Raw genomic sequence first — 18,306 nt, forward strand, 5'->3', positions numbered from 1 at the left:
TCTCCCCTGGGGGAGCCTGGAATTGCGCCCAGCGGGAGGACCCTATCATGACAACGGCGACGCAACCCGCCGCTCGAACCGTTTCCGCACCGTCCGGCGCACCGGGCGGGCTGCGCATCCGCGACCTCTCCGTCACCTTTCAGGTCGGCAAGGACCAGACCGTCCGCGCGCTCGACCACGTCAATCTCGACATCGCCGAGGACGACTTCGTGGTGGCGCTGGGTGCCTCGGGGTGCGGCAAGACCACGCTGCTGAGCTGTCTCGCCGGCTTCCTGAAGCCCACCGCGGGGGAAATCCTGCTGCACGGCCACGGGGTGGCCGGTCCCGGCCGCGACCGTGGCGTGGTGTTCCAGAAGCACGCGCTGTTCCCCTGGCTCAACGTCATCGACAATGCGTCCTTCGGGCTGAAGATGGCCGGGGTGGACAAGCGCCGGCGCTACGAGGTGGCGCGCGAGAAGCTGCGCCTCGTCGGGCTCGACCAGTTCGCCGATGCGCCGATCTGGCGGCTGTCCGGCGGCATGCTTCAGCGCGTGGGTCTCGCCCGCGTGCTGGCGAACGACCCGGACATCATGCTGATGGACGAGCCGCTCGGCGCGCTCGACGCGTTCACCCGGGAATCCATGCAGGAACTGATCCTGCAGGTGTGGAACGCCACCGGCAAGATGGCCTTCTTCATCACCCACGAGGTGGAGGAGGCGTTGTTCATGGCGACCCGCCTGATCGTCATGTCGCCACGCCCCGGCCGCATCGTGCACGAGTACGAAACGGAATTCTCGCGCCGCTACGTGGCGGGGGAACCGGCCCGCGCGATCAAGTCGTCGCCGGACTTCATCCGCCTGCGCGAGGAGATTCTGAATGTCATCCACGCCACACAGTGAGGCGGCGGCACCCGCCCGCCGCTTTTCCCTGCGCGCTCTGCTCGGCCTGAAGTCCGACGGCGGCCCGGTGGCGGGGGAGGGCGGCAGCACCGCCGTGATCAGCACCATCTCGACGCTCGCGCTGATCGCGCTGTGGTGGATCGCGTCGCACATGCGGTGGGTCCCGCCGATCTTCCTCCCCACCCCGGAGGCGGTGATCCAGCGCTTCGTCGAGACGCTGTTCGAGCCCTATGGCGAGACGACGCTGCTGGGCCACACCATGGCCAGCCTGTTCCGTGTGTTCAGCGCCTTCCTGCTGGCCTGCGTGACGGCGATCCCGGTCGGCATCGCCATGGGCATCAGCCGGGTGGCGCGCGGCATCTTCGACCCGCCGATCGAGTTCTACCGGCCGCTGCCGCCACTGGCCTATCTGCCGCTGATCGTCATCTGGTTCGGCATCGGCGAGCTGTCCAAGGTGATCCTGATCTACCTGGCCATCTTCGCGCCGCTGGCGCTGAGCGCGCGGGCCGGCGTGCGCTCGGTGACGGCGGAGCAGTTGAACGCCGCCCGCTCCATGGGTGCCAGCCGCAGCCAGACGGTGTTCCACGTGATCCTGCACGCGGCCCTGCCGGAGATCCTGACCGGCATGCGCATCGGCATGGGCTTCGGCTGGACCACGCTGGTCGCGGCCGAGATGGTCGCGGCCACCGAGGGGCTGGGTCAGATGGTGCTGAACGCGTCCAACTTCCTGGTCACCGACGTGGTGATCATGGGCATCCTGGTCATCGGCATCATCGCGCTCGCCATCGACCTCGGCATGCGGTGGATCGAACGCCGGATGGTGCCATGGAAAGGGCGGGTGTAGGCCGCCCTGGCGGTTGACCCGCCGCCGTCCCGCGTGGAAACAATCCGGTAAGACAAGGGGACGGGTGCGGAGCGCATGGCGGCGCGGGTCGAGAATGTGATGTGGGCGCGGCTGTTCGAACGCCAGGGGGGGCAGGTCAGACCGCTCCAGGCGCAGATCCGCCGCATGATCGTCAGCGCCATAGCGGAGCGCCATCTGGTTCCGGGCGCGCCCGTGCCGTCCAGCCGCGAACTCGCCGAGCAGCTCAAGGTCGCGCGCAACACGGTGATCCTTGCCTACCAGCAGCTTGTGGACGAGGGGGTGCTGGTCTCCCGCGAGCGCAGCGGCTACTACGTGAACGGGGAGACGGTGCCCGCCGGCGGCCCGCCGGACCGGCATGAGGGTGACGGCGGCGGCCCGGACTGGGCCGGGCGGCTCGCCATCCGGCTGACCGACCAGCGCAACATCACCAAGCCCAAGGACTGGCAGCGCTACCCCTATCCCTTCCTCTACGGCCAGTTCGACCCGTCGCTGTTCCCCATCGCCGACTGGCGGGAGTGCAGCCGGCAGGCGCTCGGCGTGCTGGAGGTGAAGGACTGGGCGCCCGACCTGATCGACGGCGACGACCCGCTGTTGATCGAACAGCTGCGCACCCGCGTGTTGCCCAAGCGCGGGGTGTGGGCCGACGACGACGAGATCATGGTGACCATCGGCGCCCAGCAGGCGCTGTTCCTGCTGGCCGAGCTGCTGGTGGATTCCCGCTGCGTGGTGGGGATGGAGGATCCGGGATATCCGGATGCCCGCAACATCTTCGCCATCAAGACGCCGCATGTCCGCCCGCTGCCGGTTGACGGCAAGGGGCTGGTGCCGGGCGGCGTGATGGCCGGCTGCCACGTGGTGTTCCTGACCCCCAGCTACCAGTGCCCGACCGGCGCCACCCTGTCGCTGGAGCGGCGCAAGGCGCTGCTGTCGCTGGCCGACGACCGCGACATGGTGCTGATCGAGGACGACTACGAGTGCGAAACGGGCCGCGAGAGCGGCCCCATTCCGGCGTTGAAGAGCCTGGACCGCAACGGCCGCGTCGTCTATGTCGGCAGCCTGTCCAAGACCCTGGCCCCCGGCCTGCGGCTCGGCTACATCGTCGGGCCGAAGCCGCTGATCCGGCAGGCGCGCGCGCTGCGCCGCCTGATGCTGCGCCACCCGCCGGCCAACAACCAGCGCTCCGCCGCGCTGTTCCTGACGCTGGGCCACCACGGCACGCTGCTGCGCCGGCTGGGCCGCGCGCTCAACGAGCGGGCGCTGGCCCTGCGTGCCGCTCTCGACCGCCATCTGCCGGCATTCCGGGCGTCCGGCGGCCCCGGCGGGTCGAGCGTGTGGGTGGAGGGGCCGCCCGGCCTGGACGCGCGCGAACTTGATGTCCGCGCCCGCGCCCATGGCGTGCTGATCGAGCCCGGCGACGTCTTCTTCATGGCCGAGGACCCGCCGCGCCACTGCTTCCGCATGGGCTTCTCCTCCATCCCCGTCGACCGCATCGAACCGGGCGTGGCGGCACTGGCCGCGGCGGTCGGGGCGTAACGCCCCCCGCTCAGCCCTTCAGCGACCCCACATAGCCCCGCCAGCCGCCGAAGTGCGTCACGTCCTCCGCATGGCGGACCGCGATGCCCTCGGCGACGAAACCGTGGACCGTGCTGCCGTCCTCCAGCGTCACCGTGCCGATGGCGAGCGGGGAGGGGACACGGGCGAGGAAGGCGCCGACCGCGGCGGTGGGGATGTTCCACACCTCCGCCTCGATGGGCGCGCCGCCGCTCTCCACCCGTTCCAGCGCCGGCCGCGCCGGGGTTCCGGGCAGGGCGTGCAGGCGGTAGATGGGGGCGGTGCGCACCGCCCCGCGCAGCGTCGCACCCAGCGCCAGCAGCTCGCCGTTCAGCGGCATCCCCGACAGATGCGCGCCGAACACCGCGATGGGCAGAACCGGATGAGCGGCAGCGGGCGGGGCGGCGGATGCCGGTATAGGCAACCGGGCGCCGGTCGCCCCGAGCGGCAGGTCCATGGTCCGCTGCCACGCCGCACCCAGCCCGGCCAGCCACCCGTCGTGCCAGGCCGGCGCGATCAGCGTGACACCGGCGGGCAGCCCGTCGGCCTGGAAACCGTTCGGCACAGCCAGCGCCGACAGGTCCATCAGGTTCACGAAGTTGGTGTAGTAGCCGAGGTTGGAGTTCAGCCCGATCGGGTCGCTCTCGACCTCCGCCACGCGGTAGATGGTGCCGCTGGTCGGCACCAGCATCACCTCGAAGCCGGTCCACGCCGTCATCGCGCGCTGGCGCAGCGTCTCCAGCTTGTAGAGACCGTCGAAGGCGTCCACCGCGGAATAGCCGCGCCCGCCCTCGACGATGCGGCGGACCACCGGGTGGATGGCGTTCGGCTGCTGCTCCAGCATCGCGCGCAGGGCGTGCGTGCGCTCCGCCACCCAGGGGCCGGCGTAGAGCAGGGAGGCCGCCGCGGCGAAAGGCTCGAAGTCGAACTCGACGGCGGTGCCGCCCAGCGTCTCCATCCGCGCCACCGCCTCGGCGAACAGCCGCTCCGCCTCGGCGTTGCCGAAGAAGCGGAGCTGGTCGGCCCGCGGCACGCCGAAGCGGAAGCGCTCCGGCGGCCGGCCGGGCCGCAGGTCGAAGCCGGCGGGCGCGGTGCGGGAGAAGGGATCCGCCGCGTCGTGCCCGGCGGCGACGGCGCAGGCGGCGACCGCGTCCTCGACCGTCAGCGCGAAGACCGATACGCAGTCCAGCGAGCGGCAGGCCGGCACCACGCCGGTGGTCGGGATCATGCCCTTGGTCGGCTTCAGCCCGACGATGTTGTTGAAGCCCGCCGGCACGCGGCCCGAGCCGGCCGTGTCGGTGCCCAGCGCGAAGGACACCAGCCCCGACGACACCGCCACCGCCGATCCGGAGCTGGAGCCGCCCGGCACCACCGACGGGTCGAACGGGTTGCGCGGCACGCCGTAGGGGGAGCGCACGCCGACCAGCCCGGTGGCGAACTGGTCCAGGTTCGTCTTGCCGATCAGCAGGGCGCCGGCATCGAGCAGCCGGCGCACGGCGGTGGCCGACGCCTCCGGCAGCCGGGCGTAGGCGGGGCAGGCGCAGGTGGTCGCCAGCCCCTCGGCGTCGATGTTGTCCTTCACCGCGAAGGGGATGCCGAACAACGGCAGCCCTTCCGGCCCGCGGGCGTCGAGATCGCAGGCGCGGGCGCGCAAGCCCTCGTCGTCCACCCGCGCGATCCACACGCGGTCGTCACCGGCCGCGTCGATGCGCGCCAGCACCGTTTCCGCCACCTCCGCCACCGACAGGGCGCCGCTGCGGTAGCCGGCCGCCAGCGTCGCCATGTCCAGCGACAGCTCCGTCTGCTTCGGCGACGCCGTCATGCCGATCCCATCCATTCCCCACACCCCTCCGCGCTTCGGTGGACCGATCCGTCGGCCCCGGTTGCATGCACGATTGCACTCATCGTGCCGCGGCGCAATCCCGTATGGAACAAAGAGTTTTTGCGGGTCTGGCGCATCTCGGCGGTTCGCACGACCGCCCAGTATGACTAAAAAATAGTCTGTTTGACTACGATCGGACGTTCTGCCTACGGGCTGCGCATTCTTGGCCGACGCCGCGCTCCTCGACCGTGGGGCCGGGATCCGCGGCTTTCAAGGGCTTTGCCGGACAGGCGGCGTTTGGCACGCGCATTGCCAAGGAGGGGGCCAACGACAGGGCACCGCCGGGGCGCACAAGGCCGCTTCGCGAACGGACGGAGGGACTGAAACAATGAAACGACGCGAATTCCTGGCCTCGGGCGCGGCGGTTGCCGCCGGCGGTGCGGCCATCGCCGCCGGTATCCGGCCGGCCAAGGCGCAAGGGCGCAGCGATGTGCTGCTCACCATCTCCGAGAACCACCCGAACAGCCTGGACATCCACGGCGTCGGCGCCAACCGCCCGGCCTACGAAGCGTCGTGGAACCTCTACGACCGCCTGATGACCTTCGGCGTCAAGAAGGACGCCAACGGCAACGATCATTACGATTACAGCGCCCTGAAGCCGGAACTGGCGGAGGAGTGGGACCTCGGCCCCAACTCCGTCACCTTCAAGTTGCGCAAGGACGCCAAGTTCCACGACGGTACGCCGGTGACGGCCAAGGACGTGAAATGGTCCTTCGACCGCGCGGTCACCGTCGGCGGCTTCCCCACCTTCCAGATGAAGGCCGGCTCGCTGGAGAAGCCGGAGCAGTTCGTGGTGGTGGACGACCACACCTTCCGCGTCGATTTCCTGCGCGCCGACAAGCTGACCATGCCCGATCTGGCGGTGCCGGTTCCGGCGGTCTTCAATTCCGGGCTGGCGAAGAAGAACGCCACCGACGCCGACCCCTGGGCCATGGAGTGGCTGAAGAACAACGCGGCCGGCGGCGGCGCTTACAAGGTGGAGCGCTGGGCACCGGGGCAGGAGCTGATCTTCGCCCGCTTCGATGACTGGAAGTCCGGCCCGCTGCCGAAGATCCGCCGCGTGGTGTGGCGTCAGGTGCCGTCGGCCGGCAACCGGCGCGCGCTGCTGGAGCGTGGCGACGCCGACATCTCCTTCGACCTGCCGAACAAGGATTTCGCCGAGCTGGCCGCGGCGAAGTCGCTGACCGTGATCGGCACGCCGGTCGAAAATGCGTTGCAGTATGTCGGCCTGAACGTCACCAAGCCGCCCTTCGACAACATCAAGGTGCGGCAGGCCGTCGCCTATGCCATCCCGTACCAGCAGATCATGGACGCGGTGATGTTCGGCCGCGGCATCCCGATGTTCGGCGGCAAGGGTGTGACCGACGCCTCCTGGCCGCAGCCCGCCCCCTACGTCACCGACATCAACAAGGCCAAGCAGTTGATGGCGGAGGCCGGCTACCCCAACGGGCTGGAGACCACGCTGTCCTTCGACCTCGGCCTTGCCGGTGTCAACGAGCCGATGTGCGTGCTGATCCAGGAAAGCCTCGCCCAGATCGGCATCAAGACCACCATCGCCAAGGTGCCCGGCGCCAACTGGCGCAACGAGCTGCTGAAGAAGCAGATGCCGCTCTACACCAACACCTTCGGCGGTTGGCTGAATTTCCCCGATTACTTCTTCTTCTGGGCGTACCACAGCCAGAACGCGGTGTTCAACACCATGTCCTACCAGGACAAGGCGATGGACGCGCTGATCGACGCCGCCCGCTTCGAGACCGACAAGGCCAAGTACGAGGCCGCCGTCCAGGGCTTCATCAAGAAGGCCTGGGACGAGGTGCCGCGCATCCCGCTCTACCAGCCCTACCTGAATGTCGCGATGCAGAAGAACATCACCGGCTACCGCTACTGGTTCCACCGGCAGCTCGACTACCGGCAGTTGGCGAAGGCATGACGTGACACCCCCTCCCCGCCGGGGAGGGGGCATTGCGACGGGGAGACCTCCATGCTCCAGTTGATCGCGCAGCGCCTGACCGCGGCCGTTCCCGGCGTTCTCGGGGTGATCGTGGTGACCTTTCTGCTGTCGCGCGCGTTGCCGGGAGACCCGGCGGCCTATTTTGCCGGGCCGGCGGCGACGCCGCAGGCGATCGAGGAGATCCGGCAGAAGCTGGGTCTTGATCGGCCGATGTGGGAGCAGTTCATCGATTACATCGGCGATCTCGTGCGCGGCGATCTCGGCAACTCGCTGACCACCGGCCAGCCGGTGATGCAGGAGCTGGTGACGCGGCTGCCCGCCTCGGCGGAGCTGACGCTGCTGGCGCTGGTGGTCGCCGTGCTGGTGGCGGTGCCGCTGGGGGTGCTGGCGGCGGTGAAGCAGGGGTCGTGGATCGACCACCTGTCGCGCGTCGTGACCACGGCCGGTGTGTCGCTGCCCACCTTCTTCACCGGGCTGCTGCTCGTCTACGTCTTCTACTACAAGCTGGGCTGGGCGCCGCCGCCATTGGGGCGGCTCGACATCTATTTCTCGCCGCCCGACCACGTCACCGGCTTCTACCTGATCGACAGCCTGATTGCCCGCGATCTGGAGCTGTTCGTGGCGGCGCTTGGTCAGCTCATCCTGCCGGCCTCGACCCTGGCGGTCTTCGCGCTGGCGCCGCTGGCGCGGATGACGCGCGCGTCGATGCTGGCGGTGCTGTCCAGCGACTTCATCCGCACAGCCAAGGCCGGCGGGCTGCGCTCGCACACGGTGGTCGTCACCTACGCCTTCCGCAACGCGGTGCTGCCGGTGGTGACCACGCTGGGCATGGTCTTCTCCTTCCTGCTGGGCGCCAACGTGCTGGTGGAGAAGGTGTTCTCCTGGCCCGGCATCGGCTCCTACGCCATCGAGAGCCTGATCGCGTCCGACTACGCGCCGGTGCAGGGCTTCGTGATGACGATGGCGCTGCTCTACGTCTTCCTCAACCTGTTGATCGACGTCCTGTATGGCGTGATCGACCCGCGCGTGGGGATCGATGCATGACGACCGTCGCCGCCGGCCTTCCCGCCGACAAGCCCCGGCGCTCCACCGGGACCGCCGCCTTCCTGCGCCACGCCCGCTACGTGATCGGCGAGAACCCGGTCACCGCCTTCTCCTTCGGCCTGTTCGGGCTGCTGGTGCTGGCGGCGGTGTTCGGGCCGGCGCTGGTGCCGCACGACCCGCTGGCCAGCAACACCGCCCGCGCGCTGGAACCGCCGAGTGCGGAGTTCTGGTTCGGCACCGACCAGCTGGGCCGCGACATCTTCAGCCGGGTGGTCGTGGCGACGCGGCTCGACATGGGCATCGCGCTGGCCTCTGTGGTGCTGGCCTTCCTGATGGGGACGCTGGCCGGCACCGCGGCCGGCTTCTACGGCGGCTGGACCGAGCGCATCGTCAGCCGGATCGTCGACACCATCATGGCCTTCCCGCTCTTCGTGCTCGCCATGGGGATCGTGGCGGCGCTCGGCAACACGGTGACCAACATCGTGCTGGCGACCGCCATCATCAACTTCCCGCTCTACGCCCGCGTGGCGCGCGCGGAAGCCAACATCCGGCGCAACGCCGGCTATGTGGAGGCCGCCCGTCTCGCCGGCAATTCGGAGCCGCGCGTGCTGCTCGGCCACGTGCTGCCCAACATCCTGCCGCTGATGGCGGTGCAGTGCAGCCTGACCATGGGCTACGCCATCCTGAACGCCGCCGGCCTGTCCTTCATCGGGCTGGGCGTGCGCCCGCCGGATGCGGAGTGGGGGATCATGGTGGCGGAGGGGGCGGCATTCATCGTGTCCGGCGAATGGTGGATCGCGCTGTTCCCCGGTCTGGCGCTGATGATCGCGGTGTTCGGCTTCAACCTGATGGGCGACGGTCTGCGCGACCTGATCGACCCGCGGAGGCGCACATGACCGACGCACCCGTCACCCACATCCCGCTGCTGTCGGTCGAGGAGCTGTCGGTCGAGTTCCGCACCCGCAACGGCACCGTCTTCGCGCTGGAGGATGTGGGCTTCGCGCTCGACAAGGGGGAGACCATCGCGCTGGTGGGGGAGAGCGGGTCCGGCAAGTCGGTCACCGCCTTCGCCCTGCTCGGCATCTCCGACCCCGCGGCCAAGGTGACGAAGGGCCGGGCGGTGTTCGGCGGGCTCGACCTGCTGTCGCAGCCGGAAAAGGTCCTGCGGGAGCTGCGCGGGCGCGAGCTGTCGATGATCTTCCAGAACCCGCGGGCCGCCCTCAACCCGATCCGCCCGATCGGCAAGCAGATCGCCGACATCCTGCTGCGCCATGGCGGCGCCACCGGCCAGACCGCCAAGGCGAAGGCGGTGGAGATGCTGGCCGCCGTGCGCATCCCTGATCCGGAACGTCGCGCCAAGGCCTACCCGTTCGAGCTGTCGGGCGGCATGTGCCAGCGCGTCATGATCGCCATGGCGTTGGCCTGCTCGCCGGCCCTGCTGATCGCCGATGAGCCGACCACGGGGCTGGACGTGACCACCCAGGCCGCCATCATGGACCTGATCCGCGACCTGTCGCGCGAGCGCGGCATGGCGACCATCCTGATCACCCACGATCTGGGGCTGGCGGCGGAGATCGCCGACCGCATCGTCGTCATGCACGCCGGCCACATCGTGGAGACGGCGCCCACGGCGCAGCTCTTCGCGAACCCGCGCCATCCCTACACCCGCCGCCTGATCGGGGCGACGCCGGGCGAGGGGCGCTCGCTGGCCGACCTGACCGCCATCCCCGGTGGCTTGCCCGACCTGCGCAAGGCGCCGCTGCCGGCCTGCCGCTATTCGGCCCGCTGCGAGCGCCGCGCCGCCGACTGCGAGGCGCCGTTGCCGCGTCTGGTCGCGGCGCACAGCCTCACAGCCTGCCACCACCCGCTGTCGTAGGGGACCGGAGCCATGGAGCCGCTGCTCGCCGTCACCGACCTCGTCAAGCGCTTCCCGGTCAACAAGAAGCCGTTCCGCAAGCCCTCGCTCCTGCACGCCGTGGACGGCATCAGCCTGACGGTGGGCAGGGGGGAGACGGTCGGGCTTGTGGGGGAGAGCGGCTGCGGCAAGTCCACGCTGGTGCGGTTGCTGTCCCGCCTGCTCGACCCGAACGAGGGCAGCATCCGCTTCGATGGCGCGGATTACGCCACCATCCCCGCCCGCAAGTTCGGCCGCAAGCCGGAACGCGCCGACATCCAGATGGTGTTCCAGGACGCCGGCGACAGCCTGAACCCGCGCTACACCGCCTTCGACGCCATCGCCGACCCGCTGCGCCGCCTGAAGCGCCTGTCGGGTGCGGCGCTGGCCGCCAAGGTGGAGGAGACGGCGGAGCTCTGCGGCCTGCCGCGGGAGCTGCTGTCGCGCCTGCCGCACCAGCTTTCCGGCGGGCAGAAGGCGCGCGTCGGCATCGCCCGCGCGGTCGCGGTGGAACCGAAGCTGCTGATCCTGGACGAACCGACGGCGGCGCTGGACGTGTCGGTGCAGGTGGTCATCCTGCGGCTGCTCGACGATCTGAAGACACGTCTGGGGATGAGCTACCTGTTCGTCAGCCACGACCTGAACGTCGTCCGGCTGATCTGCGACCGGGTGATCGTCATGTATCTGGGCAAGGTGGTGGAGGCCGGACCGGCCGAGGCGGTGTTCCGCAACCCCGCCCACCCCTACACCCGTGCGCTCTTGTCCGCCATCCCCGGCCATGCGGCGGGCCGCATCCACCTGACCGGCGAGCCGCGCAGCCCGATCGACCCCAACCCGACCGTCTGCCGCTTCCATGGCCGCTGCCCGATCGGCACCGACCGCTGTACCGCGGAGATGCCGGTGCTGCGCGGGCTGGGTGGCGGGCGCGTGGCGGCGTGCCATTATGCGGAGGCGGTGGCAGGGTAGACGCCCCCTTTCCGACCCCGCCTTCCCAACAACACCACAGGGAGACACCCATGCCCGACATCGACATCCCCGCCTATGTGGATCAGGCGGCGGCCGTGATCGGCCTGCCGATCGACCCGGCGCACCGGCCGGGCGTGATCATGAATTTCGAGCGGGTGGCGGGCATGGCGGCGCTCGTCCTCGACCTGCCGCTGTCGGACACCGACGAGGTCGCCCCGGTGTACGTCCCATGATCGGCGCATCGGCCTCCGCTCGGGATATCGCCGCCGCTGTCAGGACCAAGCGCGTGTCGGCGGTGGAGGCGGTGCGCGCAGCCCTCCACCGCATCCAGGCGAATGACGCGGCGGTCAACGGATTCACCACCGTCACCGCCGACCGGGCGCTGGCCCGCGCCGCCGACATTGACCGCGTGATCGCGTCCGGTGGCGATCCGGGACCGCTGGCCGGTGCCCCCTTCGCGGTGAAGAACCTGTTCGATGTGAAGGGGCTGCCAACGCTGGCGGGTTCGAAGATCAACCGTGACCGCACGCCCGCCACCCGCGACGCCGCGCTGGTGGAGCGGCTGGAGGCGGCCGGGGCGGTGCTGGTCGGCGCCCTCAACATGGACGAGTACGCCTACGGCTTCACCACGGAGAACAGCCATTACGGCCCCTGCCGCAACCCGCACGACACGACGCGGCTGGCCGGCGGATCGTCCGGCGGGTCGGCGGTCGCGGTGGCGGCCGGGCTGGTGCCGCTGACGCTGGGATCGGACACCAACGGCTCCATCCGGGTGCCGTCCTCGCTCTGCGGCATCTTTGGCCTGAAACCGACCTACGGGCGGCTGACGCGCACCGGCTCCTACCTGTTCGCGTCCAGCTTCGACCATCTGGGCCCCTTCGCCCGTTCGGTGGGTGACATCGCCGCCGCCTACGACACCATGCAGGGCCCCGACCCTGAGGATCCCGCGTGCAGCACGCCCGCGGCCGATCCGGTGCTGCCGAAACTGGCGGAGGGGGCCGGGGGCCTGCGCGTTGCCGTCGCCGACGGCTGGTTCCGCAAGGGTCTGTCGGACGAGGGGCAGGCGGCCATGGCCGCGGTCGCCGGGGCGCTCGGGGCCACCCGCAGCGTCACCATTCCGGAGGCGCAACGCGCCCGCGCGGCCGCCTTCCTGATCACCATGGCGGAAGGCGCCAACCTGCACCTGCCGGACCTGAAGACGCGCGCCACCGACTTCGACCCGATGACGCGCGACCGTTTCCTGGCCGGCGCCCTGGTGCCCGCCCATTGGGTGCTCCAGGCACAGCGGCTGCGCCGCTGGTACCGGGCGCGGGTGCTCGAGCTGTTCCAGACGGTGGACGTCATCCTCGCCCCCGCCACCCCGGTGGTCGCCCCGCCCATCGGCACCGAATTCTTCGAACTGGATGGAGAGCGGCTGCCGGTCCGCGCCAACATGGGGCTCTACACCCAGCCGCTGTCCTTCATCGGGCTGCCGATCCTGGCGGTGCCGGTGCACCGGCCGGGCTCGCTGCCCATCGGCGTCCAGGTCATCGCCGCCCCTTGGCGGGAAGATCTGGTGCTGAGGGTCGGGGCCGCGCTGGAGGCCGCCGGCGTGGTGTCCGCCCCCGTCGCCAAGGCCTTCGCCGATGCTTGAGATCAACATCCCCGAGGTGGTCGCCGAGGTCACCACCGCCTTCGCCCGCTACGAGCAGGCGCTGGTGACCAACGACGTCGCGGTGCTGGACGCGCTGTTCTGGGACAGCCCCCATACGCTGCGGTTCGGGGCCACCGAGAACCTCTACGGCTACGCCGCCATCCAGGCCTTCCGCGCCGGCCGGTCAGCGGCGGGTCTGGCGCGGGAGATCTTCAACACCGTGATCACCACCTACGGCCGTGACATGGCGACGGCCAACACCGAGTTCCGGCGCGCGGGCAACCCGCGCACCGGGCGCCAGAGTCAGACCTGGATGCGGACCCCGGAGGGTTGGCGGGTGGTGGCCGCCCATGTGTCCCTGATAGGGTGACGTGTGTGGTTGCCGGTGCGCCGCAATTGATGATACGGTTGGTATCATCTGGTGAGATTTGGCGAGGGCGGCATGGCGGGGCGGCAACAGACCCAGACGGACGACGCCACCGAAGTCGAGAATGAAGGCGGCGAACGCCGGGCCGCGGCCGACCGCATGCTCTCCGTCCTGGAGGAGGTGGCGACGGCCGGCCGGCCGGTCGCCGTGCGCGACGTGGCCGAGGCGCTGGAACTGCCCAAGCCCACCGCGCACCGGCTGGTCAACACGCTGCTGGAACGCGGACTGCTCGCCCGCAGCATCGACCGGCGCGCGGTGACGGTCGGTCCCAAGCTGACCCAACTGGCGCTGGCGATCCTGCGCTCCTCCGTCGTCCAGGCTCCGGTGCGATCCGTGCTGCGAGGCGTCAGCTCGCAGTTGGGGGAAACCACCAACATCGGCGTGCTGGAGGGCAACGAGGTCGTCTATCTCGACCGCGTGGAGGCGGAGCACTGGCCGCTGCGGCTGCAGTTCGGCGTCGGCTCGCGCGTGCCGCTCTACTGCACCGCCATGGGCAAGCTGTTCACCGCCAACCTGCCGGAGGCGCAGCGCGAACGGGTGATCTCCGCGACCCGATTCCTGAAGCTCACCAACAACACCATCATGGACGCCGACCGCCTGCGGGAGGAGCTGGCGACCATCCGCGCCCAAGGCTACGCCGTCGACGACGAGGAGTTCATTATCGGCGTCTTCTGCATCGCGGTGCCCGTGCGCGACGCGCGCGGCCGGGTGATTGCCGGGCTGGCCGTGCAGGGACCGCAGGCCCGCCTGCCCCGCGAGCGGGTCGGAGAATGCCTGCCGGTCCTGCGCGAAGCGGCGGAGCAGCTCACCGCCGTGCTGGCCGGCGGCGACACCGCGGCCGAGACGGAGCCGGCCACGGTGGATGCGGCGGAATAGTGGTCAGCCGATGCCCGCCAGCATCCCGAACAGGCCGGTAAGGCGGATCTGCTGCGACGAGTTGGGCGCGCCCGGCCCCGCCAGGTTGTAGGACACCAGGAGGTCGGAGCCCGACGCGGTGATCGTCAGGCTTTCGGGCGTCACGCTGGATGGCAGGCGCACGCGATCGACGCCCGGATCGAAATCGGTGATGACGTCCACATCCCCGCCAAAGCTGGGCGTGGCGAAGACGAAGACGTCGGCACCGGGACCGCCGCTCATGGTGTCGTTCCCGCCACCACCGGTGATGGTGTCGTTGCCGGCACCGCCCAGCATCACATCGTCCGACCCCATGAACGCGCTCGCGAAATAGCCGCTGCCCCCGGTCAGGGTGTCGTCACCCTCGTTGCCCTGGAGCGTGAAGGGCACACGGTGGAAACTGGTGTAGCTGTTGGCGGTCGTATCGCCGTTGTACAGGAAACCGCCGCTTGAGCCGCGCCCCTCGGATTGGCCATACTGCACCCAGTGCTGGAACCCGGACACGAAGTCGCCGCGCGCGACCGCGGCCGCCACATCGGGGTTCGCCGACAGGTAACCGGACTCCGTTGTGTAGGTGAGCGACGGGTAGGTGACGATCCCCGGGGAACGCTGCTCGAACTGACCGTTGGCGATCCAGTGGTCGTAACCGGACGCGATCACACCGTTGACCTTGGCCCTTGCAACGTCCGCGTTCAGGGACAGGTAGCCGCCCTCATCGAACGCAGCGTTCGGATTGCGTCCTTCAATTCGCCCGAACCGCTCATAGTGCTCCTCCGGACGGGAGGAGAAATACGGATCGGCGGCGACATCGGCGTAAGCCTGAAGGTAATAGGCCCGGTTGAAGTAGGTCAGGGTCATGACGCCACCTGTCCGTTGTCGGCAAGTTGCGGCGATGTTGCTTGACCCTGATCGTGCGCTTGGGGACAGCGACGGGCAACCGCCCGGCACAGTGCTTCAGCCATACTCGACGCGCATGGCCGATGCGGGAGCGTTCAATGGCCGATGATGCGGGCACAGGCCGGGGTCGGAACCCAGCCTGTGCCGGGCGATCGTGCTACGCGAGGATTTCGGCGATCGCCTGCTTTTCCGACAGTTCACGCTCGAAGCGGGCGAGTTCGATGCCCATGGCGTCGCGCATCGACACCATGCCGGCGGGCCGTCCCCGGTCGACCACGGGGATGTGACGGAATCCACCCTCCTGCATCAGATGCAGCGCGTGCACCAGCGGCCGGTCGGCGGTCGTGGTGATGGGGTCGCTGGTCATCACCTGGGCCATGGTGGTGCGGTCCGGGTCGAGACCGCCGGCCAACACACGGAAAAGCGCGTCGCGTTCGGTGAAGATGCCGGCAAGCCGGTCGCCGTCCACCACCATGACGGAGCTGATCTTGTTCTCCTTCATGATGTGGGCGGCGGTGCGGACGCTGGCGTTCGTCGGGACTGTATGTACACGTTGATTCTGGATGATGGTGCGGATGGGCCGGTTCGGCATGACGTGGTCTCCCCCTTGTCTTGGTGTTTCTTTCGGGTCCCACGATCATGCCGCCAAGCGGATCATTGATCAACCTTGCAGTGTGGCCTACTCGCTTTCGGGGAAGCAGCCGCTTCGCGCGGCCACCACCGCAACCTGGGTGCGGTTGCGCACGCCCAGCTTCTGCATGATGGCGCGGACGTGAACCTTCACGGTGCCTTCCAGCACGCCCAGTTCACGCGCGATTTCCTTGTTCGAGTTGCCGGCGAGCAGAAGCTGGAACACGTCGCGCTGGCGCCCGGTCAGACGGTCGACGAGCTGCCCGCTCGGCCGGGTGGGTTGGGCCGTGACGGTGCCGGCCAACACGGCGCGCGGCAGCGGCAGGAAGGTTTCCCCGGTCAGGGCCAGCGAGATGGCGTGTTCCAGCACCTCGGTGGAGCTGGTCTTCAGGATGTAGCCACGCGCCCCCAGCCGCACGCTGTCCACGATGTCGGCCACCTCGTCGGACCCGGAGATCACCAGCAGCGGCGTGTCCCCCAGCGCCTCCACCATGTGCCTCACGCCGTCCTGTCCGTGGCCCTGGCCGAGCTGAAGGTCGAACAGGACGAGCGTCAGGTCGGGTGTCCGCGCGACGATGTCGGTCGCGTCGGCCAGCGAGCCGGCCTCGAGAACCTCGGCGCCGGGATGGATCTCCCGGACGGACAGGGCGAAGCCGTGCCGCACGATCGGGTGGTCGTCGACCACCAAAAACTTCTTCATGTTCTTCTGGGATATCCGCTCGTTTCCGCGTGTCTGGAGTTGAAATGCCATTGTCTTCCCGACCTTGCTTCACCCACGGAACCGGCATCGATCCCCGGTTGACGGGGTACAATCATGAACAGCCGCGGCGTCACTTCCACCGAAATTCCGGCCAATATCGACCCATGGAGATTTCGGGTGGTCCGCTTTTTTGCACATCGCCACGGTTGTTCCGGTATTAGCCTTATGCTTGTTGCGGGTGACATGCATCATCCGTATAAATCAATAAACGGCTGAGCGTAAAGCCTGCTTTTGCAGAACGCGCCAGCGATCTCTCTGTAAAATGTCTCTAATTTTCTTTTCACGCCTTGAAAGATTGGAAAAATCGGAAGAGGTATGCCGGAGGAACAGCTATGGAAACATGGAACGTCATGCTCGTTGATCATGACCGATTGTTTTCCGCCGCCTTGGGAACCCTGATCAGTAGCGGTCCTTTCCGGATCGGCCATTATGCGGTGAATCCCACCGAAGCGCAGTCGATGATTGAGCAGGGGGCGGACCCCGATCTTGTCATTTTGGCGATCCATGACACGGGGGAGGATCTTGACGGGCTTGCGCGCATCCGCAGCGCGACCGGAGCGCGCATCGTGGTGTTGTCGGACGGCACGGGCGACCGATCCCTGGCGCTTGCCCTGAAGGCTGGGGCGGACGCGTACCTCAACAAGGCGATGTCGAGCGAATCGCTGCTGCGGTCGCTGCGACTCGTCATGCTGGGGGAGGTGGTCTATCCCACGCATGTGGCGAGCCTGCTGATCGCCGGTGTGAACGACCGGCCGGTTCCGTCGTCCGCGGCCCGTCTGCCGCAATCCAGCAACGACCTGTCCAAGCGGGAGGTGCAGATCCTCCGCTGCCTGCTGGCGGGCCAGTCGAACAAAGCCATCGCCCGGCACCTGCACATCACGGAATCCACGGTGAAGATGCATTTCAAGAACGTGATGCGGAAGATCAACGCCCAGAACCGCACCCAGGCCGCCGTGTGGGCCATCCAGAACGGTTTGGCGCCACTGATGAACGCGTGAGCTCGGGCGATTGCCCCGTTCAGGGCGTCCGTCGACGGGGCTGTCACCCGCGCGACATCGCAACCGGGCGGCGTCCGGAGGGCCACGGGAAGAGGGAACCGGTTCGAATCGAATCCGTCGCAGCCGGCTGGCCTTGAAAGCTGGGCAGTTTTTGCCTACTATCATCGAAAGGGGTATCAGGCCCCGCAACAAGCGTTTCAGGAGGAGTGTCATGGGCGTCGGCAGCATCGGGGGCACCGGCTTCTCCCCCTACACCTCGGCCCTGGGCAGCGGCCCCACGTCCGCGCCGCAGACCGATGAGGCCGAGAGCACCCGCCAGGCGGAGGAGGAAACCCGTCGGCGTCAGGAGGCGACCACCACACAGCCCACCTCGGGCGGCAACACCACGGCGACGCGTGGGCAGAACCTGAACATCGTGGTGTGACCGCGCGGGTATCCGCGCGCACTTTACGGTCAGGGACGGGGGCAACAACAAGCGGGTGACTCCGATGGAGATCAAAGCTGTCGGCAGCTTTGCTGTCACCCGCCCTGCGGCCCCCACGGCACAGGCGCCGGAGCCGCAGGCCGAGGCCGGAGGCGGGCAGGCCGAAACGCCCAAGACCCAGGCCGGCATCTACATCAGCCCCGTCGTCCGCTACGACCAGGCGGCCAAGCTGGCCGTGTTGTTCTTTCGCGACGCCGACACCGGCGAGACGCGCGACCAGATCCCCGCGGAAAAAGTGGTCGAGGAATACCGCCGCGCCGGTGGCCGCAGTGGCGGCGGCCCGTCGTCGGGCGAGAGCCCCTCCGGGTATGAGCGCGTGTCCACAGGCAGCACCGGCGACGCGGGCAACTCCGGCTCGGCGTCCACCACCGGCACCACCACCACCGGCACGGTCGGTACCGGGACCGGCGGATTGGGCGCGGGCGGCGGCTACGGCGCTGCGGCCGGCACGGCGGTGTCCGCCGGCTTCGCCGCCTCGGGCGGCAACTCCGGCGGCGCACGGGTGTCGGTCACCGTGTGACCTGACCGGCGGTTGACGCTCGGCCGGCGGAC

At 69.0% G+C, this 18,306-nt stretch carries 19 protein-coding genes; 15 read left to right on the forward strand and 4 right to left on the reverse strand.

All coding sequences use genetic code 11. The features are described 5' to 3' along the window. The first annotated feature begins 47 nt into the window (after window positions 1–47). From HL658_RS02135 to pdxR, 3 genes are all read left to right on the forward strand, one after another. Entirely contained in the window at window positions 48–878 is an 831-nt protein-coding gene (locus tag HL658_RS02135) for a taurine ABC transporter ATP-binding protein (RefSeq protein ID WP_180280234.1), read from the forward strand. Then, entirely contained in the window at window positions 856–1,722 is an 867-nt protein-coding gene (locus tag HL658_RS02140) for an ABC transporter permease subunit (protein ID WP_180280235.1), read from the forward strand. The genes HL658_RS02135 and HL658_RS02140 overlap by 23 nt, the downstream gene beginning before the upstream one ends. Before the next feature lie 75 nt (window positions 1,723–1,797). Continuing rightward, window positions 1,798–3,276 carry a MocR-like pyridoxine biosynthesis transcription factor PdxR gene (gene pdxR / locus HL658_RS02145; protein ID WP_180280236.1) on the forward strand — a complete coding sequence of 493 codons (1,479 nt, stop codon included), beginning with the start codon at window positions 1,798–1,800 and terminating at the stop codon, window positions 3,274–3,276. 10 nt (window positions 3,277–3,286) lie between these two features. Here pdxR and atzF read toward each other — a convergent pair whose 3' ends face one another. Next, window positions 3,287–5,131: an allophanate hydrolase gene (atzF, locus tag HL658_RS02150; protein ID WP_180280237.1), complete on the reverse strand. Its 1,845-nt coding sequence runs from the start codon at window positions 5,129–5,131 to the stop codon at window positions 3,287–3,289. Window positions 5,132–5,504: 373 nt separating this feature from the next. Here atzF and HL658_RS02155 point away from each other — a divergent pair, with 373 nt between their 5' ends. The 9 genes from HL658_RS02155 to HL658_RS02195 all read left to right on the forward strand — a co-directional run bounded on the left by HL658_RS02155 (window position 5,505) and on the right by HL658_RS02195 (window position 13,967). Then, the gene (locus HL658_RS02155) at window positions 5,505–7,106 is read left to right on the forward strand and encodes an ABC transporter substrate-binding protein (protein WP_180280238.1); all 1,602 of its coding nucleotides are present in this window, start codon (window positions 5,505–5,507) and stop codon (window positions 7,104–7,106) included. Window positions 7,107–7,157: 51 nt separating this feature from the next. Next, complete coding sequence (locus HL658_RS02160) at window positions 7,158–8,171, forward strand: ABC transporter permease (RefSeq protein WP_180280239.1); 1,014 nt, start codon at window positions 7,158–7,160, stop codon at window positions 8,169–8,171. Next, entirely contained in the window at window positions 8,168–9,067 is a 900-nt protein-coding gene (locus HL658_RS02165) for an ABC transporter permease (protein WP_180280240.1), read from the forward strand. The genes HL658_RS02160 and HL658_RS02165 overlap by 4 nt, the downstream gene beginning before the upstream one ends. After that, entirely contained in the window at window positions 9,064–10,047 is a 984-nt protein-coding gene (locus HL658_RS02170) for an ABC transporter ATP-binding protein (RefSeq protein ID WP_180280241.1), read from the forward strand. The genes HL658_RS02165 and HL658_RS02170 overlap by 4 nt, the downstream gene beginning before the upstream one ends. Window positions 10,048–10,059: 12 nt before the next feature. Then, window positions 10,060–11,031 (forward strand): ABC transporter ATP-binding protein, encoded by a 972-nt coding sequence (locus tag HL658_RS02175; RefSeq protein ID WP_180280242.1) that lies wholly within the window; start codon window positions 10,060–10,062, stop codon window positions 11,029–11,031. Window positions 11,032–11,081: 50 nt separating this feature from the next. Further along, on the forward strand, window positions 11,082–11,264 hold the full coding sequence (locus tag HL658_RS02180; protein ID WP_180280243.1) for a DUF4089 domain-containing protein: 183 nt from the start codon (window positions 11,082–11,084) through the stop codon (window positions 11,262–11,264). Beyond that, window positions 11,261–12,664 carry an AtzE family amidohydrolase gene (locus tag HL658_RS02185; protein WP_180280244.1) on the forward strand — a complete coding sequence of 468 codons (1,404 nt, stop codon included), beginning with the start codon at window positions 11,261–11,263 and terminating at the stop codon, window positions 12,662–12,664. Before HL658_RS02180 ends, HL658_RS02185 begins: the two co-directional genes overlap by 4 nt. Continuing rightward, complete coding sequence (gene hpxZ, locus HL658_RS02190) at window positions 12,657–13,034, forward strand: oxalurate catabolism protein HpxZ (protein WP_180280245.1); 378 nt, start codon at window positions 12,657–12,659, stop codon at window positions 13,032–13,034. Before HL658_RS02185 ends, hpxZ begins: the two co-directional genes overlap by 8 nt. A 72-nt stretch (window positions 13,035–13,106) precedes the next feature. Next, on the forward strand, window positions 13,107–13,967 hold the full coding sequence (locus HL658_RS02195; RefSeq protein WP_180280246.1) for an IclR family transcriptional regulator: 861 nt from the start codon (window positions 13,107–13,109) through the stop codon (window positions 13,965–13,967). Window positions 13,968–13,970: 3 nt separating this feature from the next. Here the strand turns inward: HL658_RS02195 and HL658_RS02200 are convergent, their stop codons facing one another. The 3 genes from HL658_RS02200 to HL658_RS02210 all read right to left on the reverse strand — a co-directional run bounded on the left by HL658_RS02200 (window position 13,971) and on the right by HL658_RS02210 (window position 16,212). Next, on the reverse strand, window positions 13,971–14,843 hold the full coding sequence (locus tag HL658_RS02200) for a calcium-binding protein (RefSeq protein WP_180280247.1): 873 nt from the start codon (window positions 14,841–14,843) through the stop codon (window positions 13,971–13,973). 196 nt (window positions 14,844–15,039) lie between these two features. Beyond that, complete coding sequence (locus HL658_RS02205) at window positions 15,040–15,474, reverse strand: CBS domain-containing protein (protein ID WP_180280248.1); 435 nt, start codon at window positions 15,472–15,474, stop codon at window positions 15,040–15,042. Between the two features lie 87 nt (window positions 15,475–15,561). Beyond that, the gene (locus HL658_RS02210) at window positions 15,562–16,212 is read right to left on the reverse strand and encodes a LuxR C-terminal-related transcriptional regulator (protein ID WP_246337237.1); all 651 of its coding nucleotides are present in this window, start codon (window positions 16,210–16,212) and stop codon (window positions 15,562–15,564) included. Between the two features lie 392 nt (window positions 16,213–16,604). Here HL658_RS02210 and HL658_RS02215 point away from each other — a divergent pair, with 392 nt between their 5' ends. From HL658_RS02215 to HL658_RS02225, 3 genes are all read left to right on the forward strand, one after another. Then, on the forward strand, window positions 16,605–17,270 hold the full coding sequence (locus HL658_RS02215; protein ID WP_180280250.1) for a LuxR C-terminal-related transcriptional regulator: 666 nt from the start codon (window positions 16,605–16,607) through the stop codon (window positions 17,268–17,270). A gap of 211 nt (window positions 17,271–17,481) precedes the next feature. Continuing rightward, entirely contained in the window at window positions 17,482–17,694 is a 213-nt protein-coding gene (locus HL658_RS02220) for a hypothetical protein (RefSeq protein WP_180280251.1), read from the forward strand. A gap of 64 nt (window positions 17,695–17,758) precedes the next feature. Continuing rightward, window positions 17,759–18,274 carry a hypothetical protein gene (locus HL658_RS02225; protein WP_180279853.1) on the forward strand — a complete coding sequence of 172 codons (516 nt, stop codon included), beginning with the start codon at window positions 17,759–17,761 and terminating at the stop codon, window positions 18,272–18,274. Window positions 18,275–18,306 lie beyond the last annotated feature (32 nt).

This window comes from Azospirillum oleiclasticum (assembly GCF_013423485.1).
GTDB lineage: Bacteria > Pseudomonadota > Alphaproteobacteria > Azospirillales > Azospirillaceae > Azospirillum > Azospirillum oleiclasticum.